Annotated in this window: 10 protein-coding genes and 1 tRNA gene; 5 read left to right on the top strand and 6 right to left on the bottom strand. The window is 67.5% G+C overall.

Annotation, left to right across the window (positions count from 1 at the left end; all coding sequences use genetic code 11):
• Nucleotides 1–2: 2 nt before the first annotated feature.
• Entirely contained in the window at nucleotides 3–860 is an 858-nt protein-coding gene (locus tag ACEZDG_RS29355) for a S16 family serine protease (RefSeq protein ID WP_380515138.1), read from the bottom strand.
• Nucleotides 861–921: 61 nt separating this feature from the next.
• Nucleotides 922–1,587, bottom strand: a complete 666-nt coding sequence (locus ACEZDG_RS29350) for an IclR family transcriptional regulator (protein ID WP_380515135.1) — start codon at nucleotides 1,585–1,587, stop codon at nucleotides 922–924.
• A gap of 295 nt (nucleotides 1,588–1,882) precedes the next feature.
• Here ACEZDG_RS29350 and ACEZDG_RS29345 point away from each other — a divergent pair, with 295 nt between their 5' ends.
• On the top strand, nucleotides 1,883–2,836 hold the full coding sequence (locus tag ACEZDG_RS29345; RefSeq protein WP_380515133.1) for a DUF3152 domain-containing protein: 954 nt from the start codon (nucleotides 1,883–1,885) through the stop codon (nucleotides 2,834–2,836).
• 19 nt (nucleotides 2,837–2,855) lie between these two features.
• On the opposite strand, the gene ACEZDG_RS29340 is transcribed toward ACEZDG_RS29345, so the two are convergent.
• Both ACEZDG_RS29340 and ACEZDG_RS29335 read right to left on the bottom strand, forming a co-directional pair.
• Nucleotides 2,856–4,643: a DEAD/DEAH box helicase gene (locus tag ACEZDG_RS29340; protein ID WP_380515130.1), complete on the bottom strand. Its 1,788-nt coding sequence runs from the start codon at nucleotides 4,641–4,643 to the stop codon at nucleotides 2,856–2,858.
• 225 nt (nucleotides 4,644–4,868) lie between these two features.
• Entirely contained in the window at nucleotides 4,869–6,335 is a 1,467-nt protein-coding gene (locus tag ACEZDG_RS29335) for an MFS transporter (protein ID WP_380515128.1), read from the bottom strand.
• 315 nt (nucleotides 6,336–6,650) lie between these two features.
• On the opposite strand from ACEZDG_RS29335, the gene ACEZDG_RS29330 reads away from it, so the two are divergent.
• Nucleotides 6,651–6,722: transfer RNA gene (locus ACEZDG_RS29330), tRNA-Cys, on the top strand.
• A gap of 218 nt (nucleotides 6,723–6,940) precedes the next feature.
• Nucleotides 6,941–7,927 carry a tyrosine-type recombinase/integrase gene (locus ACEZDG_RS29325; RefSeq protein ID WP_380515125.1) on the top strand — a complete coding sequence of 329 codons (987 nt, stop codon included), beginning with the start codon at nucleotides 6,941–6,943 and terminating at the stop codon, nucleotides 7,925–7,927.
• 86 nt (nucleotides 7,928–8,013) lie between these two features.
• Here the strand turns inward: ACEZDG_RS29325 and ACEZDG_RS29320 are convergent, their stop codons facing one another.
• Nucleotides 8,014–8,553: an HNH endonuclease gene (locus tag ACEZDG_RS29320; RefSeq protein ID WP_380515122.1), complete on the bottom strand. Its 540-nt coding sequence runs from the start codon at nucleotides 8,551–8,553 to the stop codon at nucleotides 8,014–8,016.
• A gap of 861 nt (nucleotides 8,554–9,414) precedes the next feature.
• Between ACEZDG_RS29320 and ACEZDG_RS29315 the strand changes: the two genes are divergently transcribed.
• Both ACEZDG_RS29315 and ACEZDG_RS29310 read left to right on the top strand, forming a co-directional pair.
• Nucleotides 9,415–9,543: a hypothetical protein gene (locus ACEZDG_RS29315; RefSeq protein WP_380515119.1), complete on the top strand. Its 129-nt coding sequence runs from the start codon at nucleotides 9,415–9,417 to the stop codon at nucleotides 9,541–9,543.
• A 768-nt stretch (nucleotides 9,544–10,311) separates the two neighbouring features.
• The gene (locus tag ACEZDG_RS29310; protein WP_380515116.1) at nucleotides 10,312–10,470 is read left to right on the top strand and encodes a hypothetical protein; all 159 of its coding nucleotides are present in this window, start codon (nucleotides 10,312–10,314) and stop codon (nucleotides 10,468–10,470) included.
• 89 nt (nucleotides 10,471–10,559) lie between these two features.
• Here the strand turns inward: ACEZDG_RS29310 and ACEZDG_RS29305 are convergent, their stop codons facing one another.
• The gene (locus tag ACEZDG_RS29305; RefSeq protein WP_380515114.1) at nucleotides 10,560–10,922 is read right to left on the bottom strand and encodes a hypothetical protein; all 363 of its coding nucleotides are present in this window, start codon (nucleotides 10,920–10,922) and stop codon (nucleotides 10,560–10,562) included.
• Between the last annotated feature and the right edge of the window lie 421 nt (nucleotides 10,923–11,343).

The raw sequence follows: 11,343 nt of genomic DNA, 5'->3' as shown, positions 1-11,343 counted from the left end.
GTTCAGCAGCTGGGCACGGTTCCCGAGCCGCTCTGCAGCGACTTCAGCGCCGCGACCGCCTGGTCCAGGGTCTCCACCGGGACCAGCCGCAGCCCCTTCGGCAGCCCGGTCTCGCCGTTGCCGCACTCGGCCCGCGGCAGCAGGAACACCGTCGCGCCGTCGCGTGCGGCGGCCTTGGTCTTCAGCGCCACCCCGCCGACCTGCGACACCTGGCCCGAGGCGTTGATCTCCCCGGTCCCGGCGACATTGGCGCCATTGGTCAGGTCCCCGGCCGCGCCGGACCTCCCGCTGCCGTTGCCGGCCAGTTCGTCGATGATCCCCAGGGTGAACATCAGCCCCGCGCTGGGGCCGCCGACGTCGGCGAGGGTGATGGTGACCTTCACCTGGGACGGGTCCAGGTGGAGGTAGGCCAGCGCGGCCGAGGTCGCCGCCGACTGCGAGTCGGTCATCTCCTGCTGGTTGGTCGCCTCCACCTGCTGGGTGTTCTGCCCGGCCGGGTAGACGGCGGCGTGCGGCACGACCGCCTCGTCCTTGGCCGGCCAGGCCCTGAACGCGTCCAGCAGGCTGATCGAGTCCTGCGGCGCGGTCGCCGAGATCGTGGTCATCCGCAGCGCGCCCACGGTCTGCCGGACCGGATGCCCGGTGATCGCGATGACCTGCGTGGACCGCTCGCCCGCCTGCGGCGGGTCCGGATAGGCGCCCAGGGTGTTCGCGGTGATCCCCGGATACATGATCGTGAACGGCAGCGGCGCGAAGCCCGCCGCCCCGAACAGGCCCAGCAGTACGACGGCGCAGACCGTCAGGACCACGGAACGACGCGACAGGGCGGACGCAGACAGAGAGAACGGCACACCGCGCATCAAAACACACCGCCCGCCGAGCGCCGTCATCGGCTCGCTGGGGCCCTTGCCGGCGCAGCTGTCAGCGCAGCGCCTCGGCGACCTCGGTCGCGGCCTCGACCACCCGCGGGCCGACCCGCTCCGGCACCATCCCGCCCAGCATGACCACGCCCACGCAGCCCTCGATCCCGCTCAGCCCCAGCAGCGCCGCCGCCGCCCCGCAGGCGCCCGAGCGCTCCTCCGGGCCGCCCTCGGTGGTCCCGGTGGCCGCGAACGGCGGCTCGGGGCGGGCCCCGTACGGCAGCGCACGGGCGGCCAGGATCGCCCGTCCGGCCGCGTTCTCGTCCAACTGGTGCCGGAGGCCGGTGCGGTAGGCGACGTGGAAGTCGGTCCAGCTGGGCTCTATCACCGCCACCACCAGCGCGTCGGCACCGTCCACCAGGGTCAGGTGCGCGGTGGCGCCCAGGTCCTCGGCCAGGCTGCGCAGCGCGGGCAGCGCGGCCTCGCGCAGCAGCGGGTGCACCCGGTGCGCCAGCCGCAGCACGCCCAGGCCGACCCGGACCCGGCCGCCGATGTCACGGCGGACCAGGCCGTGCTGCTCCAGCGTGGCCAGCAGCCGGTAGACGACGGTCCGGTTGACCTCCAACCGCCCGGCGAGCTCGGTGACGGTGAGGCCCCGCTCCGAGTCGGCGAGCAGTTTGAGGACCTTCACCCCGCGGTCCAGGGTCTGCGATGTCTCGGCGGTCACGGCCCGTGTTCCCCTTCCGCCGGTTGTGTGGTGAGGGAGGACGCTAGTGATGTAGCACCGCTCTGCGGAAGAGCTTGTCCAGAATTCGGTCAGGAATCCTGAAAATTCACCGACCCGACCGGGACAAGACGGGATAACCAGACATCTCGCACCGCTGAACCGCGATCGGATCCGGTGGCACAGGACGAACCTTTGGGACGTGTGCAACCATCCTGATCGCTCGGATGTGTTGTTCTCCGTAGCGCCGTAGTGCCCCCGCGCCGCGGCCCCTGCCACACAGAGAGCTTCCGCCGTCATGTCGCGCAGCGCCCGCCGCCGTCCCCCCGCCCGCAGCGCTTCCGGCAGGGCTTCCGGCGGCGCTTCCGGCGGCGGGCGCAGACGGGCGCAGGGGCGCTCCTCCCGGCGGCGCCGGGCGAAGCCGTCCGGGGGGAGCGGCAAGACGCTGGTCCTGGTCGCCCTGGTCCTGGTGGCCGTCCTCGGCCTCGGCGGTTATGTGCTGCACGACGCCACCCGGGCCACCGCGACGGCCGGCGCCGCCAGCACCGGCGCCTCGACCGCGACGGCCGCCGCGACGCCCTCCACCGGCCCCGACCGCGCGGCCCTGGCCCCGGCCACCCCCTCGCACTCGGCCCCGCCCACCCCGGCCGCCTTTCCGACCACGTACCCGAACAGCGCCAAGGGCACCTACAGCTACGCCACCGGCGGCACCAAGCGCTTCGGCACCGGGACGCTGCAGCGCTACAAGGTCGCCGTGGAGAACGGGCTCGGGGTGACCCCGGCCGCCTTCGCCGCCCAGGTGGACGCCATCCTGGACAACACCCAGCGCGGCTGGAGCGCCCGCGGCCTGTGGTCCTTCCAGCGGGTGTCCTCCGGGCCGGTGGCCTTCACCATCTACCTGACCTCGCCGAACACCACCTACCACTTCTGCGAGCAGCTGATCCACCTCGACATACGCGAGTCCGCGCCGGGCGGGGTGAACTGCAGCAACAACGGCGACACGGTGGTCGAGAACATCGCCCGCTGGATCGACCTGACCCAGTACTACAAGGGGCAGCCCGACCTCTACCACGCACTGGCGATCAACCACGAGGTCGGGCACTCGCTGCACCACGGACACGTCTCCTGCGCCGGCGCCGGCGACCCCGCGCCGGTGATGATGCAGCAGATCAAGGGACTGCACGGCTGCGTCCCCAACGGCTGGCCCTACAGCGCCGACGGCACCTACATCACCGGGCCGCCCGCGCCCTGACCGCTCAGGTGATGGACGGTCAGGTGATGGTGGTCGCCCACTCTTGAATTTTTTTGATGCGGGCCTGCAGCTGACCCGCCGTCGCCTGCGCCGTGAGCGGTCCGCCGCAGACCCGGCGCAGCTCGTTGTGGATGGTGCCGTGCGGCTGGTTGGTCCGGTGGTGCCAGGCGCCGACCAGGCCGTTCAGCTCCTTGCGGAGCTCCTGCAGCTGCTTGTGGGTGACCACGGGACGCTTCTCGGCCGGCAGTTCGATCAGGTCGGCCTGCTCGGCCGGCTTGGCCTTGCTGCGCTGGATCTGCCGGGTCTGCCGCTTCTGCAGCAGTATCTGCACCTGGTCCGGCTCCAGCAGGCCGGGAATGCCCAGGTACTCCTCTTCCTCCTCGGACCCGGCATGCGCCTGCATGCCGAACTCCTTGCCGTCGTAGAGCACCCGGTCGAACACCGCGTCCGACTCCAGTGCCTCCCACGGCAGTTCGTCCTCGCCGTCGGCCTCGTCCTTTGTCTTCTCGGCGTCGGCGAGCAGGGCGTCCTCCTCGTCGAAGAGGCCGTCCTCCTTGTTCTTCTTCCGGTCCAGGACGTGGTCCCGCTGCAGTTCCATCTCATTGGCGAAGGTCAGCAGGGTCGGCACGGACGGCAGGAACACCGACGCGGTCTCGCCGCGCTTCCTGGCCCGGACGAAGCGTCCGACCGCCTGGGCGAAGAACAGCGGGGTGGAGATCGAGGTGGCGTAGACGCCGACCGCGAGCCGGGGCACGTCCACGCCCTCGGACACCATCCGCACCGCGACCATCCAGCGCTGGGCGCCCTCGGAGAAGTCGGTGATCCGCTGCGAGGACTCGGCCTCGTCGGACAGCACCAGGGTGACCTTCTCCCCGGTGATCTCCTTGAGCATCTTGGCGTAGGCGCGGGCCACGTTCTGGTCGGTGGCGATGACCAGGCCGCCCGCGTCCGGGATGCCCTTGCGCACCTCGGTCAGCCGCTTGTCCGCCGCGCGCAGCACATTGGGCATCCACTCGCCCTGCGGGGCCAACGCGGTGCGCCAGGCCTGGGCGACGGCGTCCTTGGTCATCGGCTCGCCGAGGCGCGCGGCGACCTCGTCCCCGGCCTTGGTCCGCCAGCGCATGTTGCCGCTGTAGGAGAGGAAGATCACCGGGCGGACCACATGGTCCTCCAGCGCGTGCCCGTAGCCGTAGGTGAAGTCGGCGATGCTCTTCCGGATCCCGTCGTTCCCGGCCTCGTACGCCACGAAGGGGATCGGGTTGGTGTCCGAGCGGAACGGCGTCCCGGTCAGCGCCAGCCGCCGGGCGGCCGGTTCGAACGCCTCCGCGCAGGCCTCGCCCCAGGACTTGGAGTCGCCGGCGTGGTGGATCTCGTCCAGGATCACCAGCGTCTTGCGCTGCTCGACCCGGTTCCGGTGCAGCATCGGATTCACCCCGACGCCCGCGTAGGTGATGACGATGCCATGGTAGTCCTTGGACAGCGGCCCGCTGCTGTAGCCCGGATCCAGCCGGATCCCTATCCGCGCCGCCGCCTCGGCCCACTGCTTCTTCAGATGCTCGGTCGGCGCCACCACGGTGATCTGCTGGATCACATGATGGTGCAGCAGGTACGACGCCAGGGTCAGCGCGAAGGTCGTCTTCCCCGCGCCGGGGGTCGCCACCGCGAGGAAGTCGCGCGGCTGCTTCTCGACATAGCTCTCCATCGCGGCCTGCTGCCAGGCGCGGAGCGCCCCGGCGGTGCCCCAGGGGGCACGTCCGGGAAACGCGGGGGACAGGGACGGATGGTGGGATGCGGTTGCAGTACTCACGGTCTCCGGCACGGGTCGACAGCACGAACATGGCGCCGGCAGCCGCCCGACCCCGTCGGCCCCACTGCCCGCGCCCGGTCTTCGGACAACCCGCCTAGCCTACCGGCGCGACGGGTCGGACCGGTGTCATCGGGATGACGCCGGGATGTTCGTCGTGGCGTGCGTGGTGGCGTGCGTGGTGGCGTGCGTGGTGGCGTGCGTGGTGGCGGACCGGACTGAACTGGCTCACCGTACCCGGGTGCGCCCGCAGACGGCCGCGCCGAGCAGGGCCACGCCGGTCATCGTCGCGAAGATGGCCGCGAAGCCACCGCCGGTACCGGTCCCGACCACGCTGAACAGCACCCCGGCGAGGCCCGCCATCAGCACGTTTCCGAGCGCGTCGCTCACCTGCAGCGAGGCCGAGTTCTCGCCGGTGTCGTCGGCCTCGGAGAAGGCCAGCATCAGCACGCCGACGCTGGCGATGGTCAGCCCCATGCCCAGCCCGCCCACCGTCCAGACCACCGCGACCACATACGCGGGCACCGCGGGCACCAGCGCCAGGCCGGCCCCGGCGATGGCGAAGGCGCACATCAGGAAGCCGGTCCGGATCAGCAGCGAGCGGTGCCGGCCGGCCCACGGGCGGCCCTGGATCCAGGAGCCGAGAGCCCAGCTGACGCCGCCGCTGGTGAGCGAGAGCCCGGCCAGGGTCGGCGACAGTCCGCGCTGGGTGACCAGCATCAGCGGGATGAACGCCTCGGCGGCGAAGAAGGCCCCGGCCGCTATCCCGCGCAGCAGGATCACCGTCGGCAGGCCCCGCGCCGCCCGGAAGGTGCCGCGCGGCAGCAGCCGGGTGACCGCCGGGACCAGCAGGGCCAGGCCGGCCGCGGCCGGGATCAGCGCGTAGACGTCCAGCAGCTGGCCGGCGTACTGCAGCAGCCCGGCCCCCACCGCGAGGGCCAGCGCCAGCAGGATCCGCCGCCGGTCCAGGGCCCAGCCGCGGGGGGCGGGGGTCGGGGTGGGGGTGGCGGCTGCGTGGGTCGTAGTGGTGGCTGCAGCCACGGCCTGAAGCCGGCGCAGCTCCGGGAGCATCAGGGCGACCGGCAGGGCGATCAGCACCGGGATCGACAGGAACACCCAGCGCCAGCCGAGCTGCTGGGTGACCGTCCCGGAGATCACCGGGCCGATGATCGAGGGCAGCACCCAGGCCGAGGAGAACGCCGCGAACACCGACGGCCGCAGCCGCTCCGGGTAGGCCCGGCCGACCACCACGTACAGCGCCACGATCAGCAGCCCGCCGCCGAGGCCCTGGACCGCGCGCCCGCCGACGAAGGTCCACATGTTCTGCGCGGTCCCGGCGATCAGCAGGCCGACGCCGAAGGTGGTGATCCCGGCGCTGAGCGGTCCCAGCGGCCCCCGCTTGTCGCTCCACTCCCCCGACACCACCATCGCCAGCAGGCTCGCGGTGAAGTACCCGCTGAAGGCGAAGGCGTACAGCCCGAGGCCGTTCAGGTCGCGGGCGGCCACCGGCATGGCGGTGTTGACGGCGGTGGCCTCGAAGGCGACCAGCAGCACGCAGGAGACGATGCCGAGGGTGAGCGCGCGGTACCGGCCGCTCATCACCCCGCCCAGGTCGGCGGGCGGCGGCGGATCGGTCTCGCGGTCGTGGACGGGGCGGTGGGTGTGGGTGGTCACCGAAGGGATTGTAAGGGTCATTGACCGCGTTGACCCCTGTCGGGAGACCGAGCCCCCCTCAGCCTCCCGACCTAGGACCTCATGCTGTGCGACTGAATACCCCGAGAGGTGTTGACGAATAGGGGGGCGAATACCGTAGAGTCAATTCCAGAAGCGCAGGACCGGAACAACCAACGATCAGGAGTCGGTGATGAACGGGAAGGCAGTGCACAGCATGACGCGCGCCACCCGTCCCGAGTCCTGTCCGGTCGACTGTCACAGCACGGCGTGTTGTCGCCCCGCCGTCGCCGCTGCCTGAAGCAGCACCTCCAGTTTTTCCCGCATCACCCCTGTCACGGCCGTGTGCCCGAGTGGTTGAGGGGACCGCCTGCAAAGCGGTTTACGCCGGTTCGAATCCGGTCATGGCCTCTGATCTGCGAAAACAGCTCTTGTGGATCTTGTTGCGCACCACCCAAGGGACGCTAGGCAAGTCGCTAGACCGCCTAGAACTTGCCTAGCTCCCGCTGCTCCACAGGGACGCAACCATGATCAGCAACAAGCCCGCTACGGGTCTCAAGAGCCCGCTCCGCTCCGCCGTACGCAGTGCCAGCAGGACCGGAGTGGCCTACACCGCTCCGACTGTAGGAATGGACGACAAGGAATCCATCCTTTCCGATTTCGTCATGCATTTGAGGACCACCACCAATAAGCGTGGACGTCCTTTCCAGAGGCGTACCGTGAATGCCTACCGATCGTCCGTGGTCGCTCTGGCCAAGTGGCTCGACTCCCCCACTGGCGGTGCCGGTGGAGACTTCCTGGCCTGTGACGCCGCCACCCTGAACCGGTTCTTCCGCTGGTACTACGTCACGCACGACGTGCCGAAGTCACACGACGGACAGGGCGGGTACACGGGCGGGACCAACACCCAACAGCGGAACCTAGCGCCGTTCTTTCAGTGGCTCGAAGACGAGTACGAGCACCCGTCGCCCTGGCGCGACAAGACGTTCCAGCGGTACGCCACCCCCGCACTCGGCAAGCCCAAGACCCTCACGAGTGACTTTGTGGGCGACGTCCTCAAGGTCACAGGTGGTGGATCGCCGAGGGTCAAGGACTTTGAGACCCTGCGGGACTTCGCAATCCTGTGTGTCCTCACGGACGGGCTCCGGGCCGAGGAGCTTCTGACCCTCACGCTGGACTCGCTCCACCTGGCCGAGGGCATCGTGTACGTGATTCCCCTCAAGGGCCAGCGGAACAGTACGGACCTTCGGCCGGTGCCGCTACAGCCCCGGACCGTCGTGGCCCTTCGGCGGTACCTCCGTGCCCGTGCGCTCCACAAGGCAGCAGCAAGCCCGCACCTGTGGCTCGGCGTGAGGGGTCAAGCGAGCATCGCCTACATGGCCCTGTACCGAATGGTGAAGCGGCGGGCGGAGCAAGCCGGATACAACCCCGCCGAGGTGACCCCGCACTCGTTTTGCCACACGTGGTGCGACAGTCTCCTGTCGTCCGGCGTGAGCGGAGAGAACGTGATGGCCGTCCGAGGGTGGACCAGTCACCGGATGCTGCTCCGCTACGGTGCCGACCAGGCTTCCAACCGCGCCGTGGCCGCAGTCCAGAAGCTAGGCGACAGGTACTGACCGAGCCGGCGAAAACAAGAGGCCCCCAACTTGCCTGACCCACAGGGTAGTTGGGGGCGTCACTTTGCCCTGGTGCTGTCATGCCGTCAGGCCACATTCCTCCACAGGGTGCGCTTCACTATGCGCCGGACGGTCGAGGGGTCAATGTCGTACGCCTGGCCCAGCTCCGCGTAGGTCACCCCGCCCTCGGAGTACGCCTCCCGAAGCTGGATCACCTCAGCCTCGCCAAGCTTCGGCCCCCCGGTAGCTGTCCCATGCCCCTGCTTGTCTGCCGCGTTCTCAGCGCGCGTTCCCCAAGCCAGGCTCCAGGCATGGTTGTTGAGCCTATCTCCGTCCAAATGCCTTACCTGGTAGTTGGGTTGTGGACGACCACCATGGAAGGCTTCACAGACAAGACTGTGCACCGTCCGCATGTGCTGCCTGCCGTCCACACTGATGCCGACCACCTTGTACCCGGTGGAGCTGATACCCGGCCGCAGCCATGTCGGACCGATGCCGGGACTGCCCGGACCCAGAATCCTGCCGTCGTTGGTCGCCTCGTACCCCGGTGCCCACAGGATGGGGGCCATACGGAGAACCGTCTCGCCGATAACTGACGTCTTGTCATTTCTCAGAACTGCATCCACGTGAGTTCCATAGGCCCACAGTGTCGAGTAGTCACAAGGGGCACCCTTGACGCCTCGTCAGCTCCACAGGGGTAACAGGCCATCAGAAACTAGCCAACACAGAGTCAGAAACTGGCCCAATTCCCTTTATTTGCAAGGGAGTTGAGTGTTGATACAAAGGGTAATACAAAGTGGTGCAAGCCCTAAGTTACTCACGAGTAACATAATTCAACCCATAAATCCACCCGATTCAGGGTCTTCCGACCGACCTCACCACCCCTGACCTGGGCTTTTCCATGATCGAGCCTCGGTCCACACCTCACCGGCAAACGATCTTGATAATACTTCACACCTACCATTGCCAGGGATAACCGAGATAAGCCGCCATAGGGCGAGGTCACCACATCACGACCACTTGCACCACTCGCAGGGAAAAATGCCAAAATGTATACGCAGAGTAGCGATGCATCAGGTATACGATTACTTAGAGTATATATATATTCTCAATTAGGCTTCTACTTCAAAGGGCCGAATGGTGACCACCACCCGCGCAAGCGCACTTTGGTGGTGATGTGGTGACATTACATGATCATCAGTACTCTGACCTGCGGTTATATAGGTCACCACTGGGCGGTGTTCTCGTGGTGTTCGTGGTGACCTGAGTTCACCACACATCACCACCAGTGCACCACCGATAGCACCACAGTGGTGCACAGACTTCCACGGGTCGGCATTACCGGCCGGTTATCAAATTTTTCATCCGAGTACCCGGAACGGTTTCACCCGTCGCTGCCGGTGGGTATCACCATGGCCGAACGAAACGCATAGCCAGCGCCAGCACATTGCAAGCCACTCCAAACTGAAGAATGGTCGCAACACCAGATGAATGCAGCGATTGCCACAGAGACGGGCCAGGAAGCGCACGGAGAGGGCCCCTCGTCCGACTACCGGGACTACACCGACCAGGACATAGCCGACGCACTGGCGGCCCTGGGGAACGAGGAGGACTGACGGGCTACGGGGCGGCGTCCGAGCACCGCGCCGGTACAACCGACACCCGAGGGGCTTACAGGGCCTCTCAGCGGCCTCCACGAGAGTAGGGCGCAATAGTGATCGTGCCCCCGTCCTTGGTCCTCCTAGAGTGTCCGGATACCTCGTGTACGGGAGGAGATTGGCATGGTGGCTTGGACTCGGCTACGGGGAGCGGTGATTCGATGTCCTCAGCTCCCTCGGCGGCGTCCTGACCCTTGGTGAGACTCAGGATCACACCGGCTACTGCGGCTACGGCCGCCGCGCCTCCGCCAACACGCTTGATCGTCTTCTCGTGCTTCCTGTACAGGCTCTTCAACTTCTGTGGGACGGAAGGAGTCTCGCCGTCCTCGGGTGGGGTCTCGTCGGTCACCCCTACAGATCTACCGGACCCGCTCCTCAGCTGTCAGGGAGTTCGTTGGTGAACACCAGCAAGGGGGAGCATGTGAGCAGCGTCACAGCGACTTCCGGGCAGTCGATGAATCGTCGGCCCTCGAAGCCCGTGGCCGACGATTCACAAGCCACTGCGAGGATCGAAGCCAGACTCAACCGGAGCCAGATAGGCCCCAACCTTCGATTTCATGGAAGAAACGGGATTTAATTAAATCCAAAGCAGGCGTTCCACGAGTGGAACCTTCGATCTAGTAGCTCACTTTAGAGGTTAGCCTTCGCCACTAGCGCTAGAGTGTGGCCTAAGGCGAGCGACTGACGCTCCCTCAAAAGCCCACCCACCCGCAGAGGAGCACAGCCATGCCCGCAGCAGGCGGAAGCCCTGAGAACGGTCACTCTGGCAATTGGAACGGCTGGTGGCGAGTGGTAGTGCTCGGTGCGGCCGGGGTGATCCTGGGCAGCGCCGCATGGGATCTGCTGGCAGCAGTCGGCCAGCACGTGTCCATCGCGTTCCACTGAGGGGCCGTAGGGACCGTTTCCGATCAGGTTGACCGTGGTCTCGAATCCGGCGAAGAGCAGGATGCAAGCCATTCGCGCCGTAGCTTGACTCAGGTAGTCGGCGGCGGCGTGGGGTTCTGCTGCCGGATCGCCTCGCGTAGGGTCTCGGCACCTTCGCGGGTCTCGACCTGCCGGGTCTCCGCCGCGATCCTCTGACGGTCCGTCTCTGCCTGGATCTCGGCTTTGCGGACGTCAGCACCTTTGGTGATCTTCGCCTTGGCTACGACTGCTGCGGCTGCGACGACCGGGGCCACGGCTTCCGCGACATAGCGAATGCCCTCAATGTAGGTGGCGTTGCCAGAGCCGAGAGTTATGGCTTCGCGGCGGGGCCTCTTAAGAACGATCCCGTCAATTCGGGACTCGGAAGCCTCGACATCTTCGACAACCTCGGCAGATTCGGTTTCATCTGACATACCACCAGGTCTCCCCTGTGCGCCTGCCATGGAAACCGAGAGTCGCCGGGCCTACCTACTACACCGGTCCGTTGCCCCCTGTGGCTCACAGCCCAGTAACCGCAAGGGTCCGCGGAAGTGCCGGCGCGTCCGGCCTCCTAGTCGGCGTAGGACACCAGGAAGCCCCGGCCAACCGCACGGGGAAGCGGGAGGCCGGGGCCGAATGTGGGGCTGAACCCTCGTTCAGCCTGGGTGTGGAGCTGGGGAGCGGTCTTCCGTCTGCTGCCGACGATCGGCCAGTGCCTCACGATGGGCGCGGTTGGCGTCGAAGTAGACCCGCAGCCTCTCGGTACGGCTCCACAGGGCGACGTCGGGTATGTGGCCGGGTAACGGGGGTGGCGTGCTCACTGCCCCTCCAAGGGGGCCTGCTGTCCTGTTGGAA

Origin of the sequence: Streptacidiphilus alkalitolerans (assembly GCF_042511045.1) — a bacterium.
Taxonomy (GTDB): domain Bacteria; phylum Actinomycetota; class Actinomycetes; order Streptomycetales; family Streptomycetaceae; genus Streptacidiphilus; species Streptacidiphilus alkalitolerans.
Note: the sequence above shows the minus strand (reverse complement) of the source record. Positions and strands in the feature narration are given on the sequence as shown.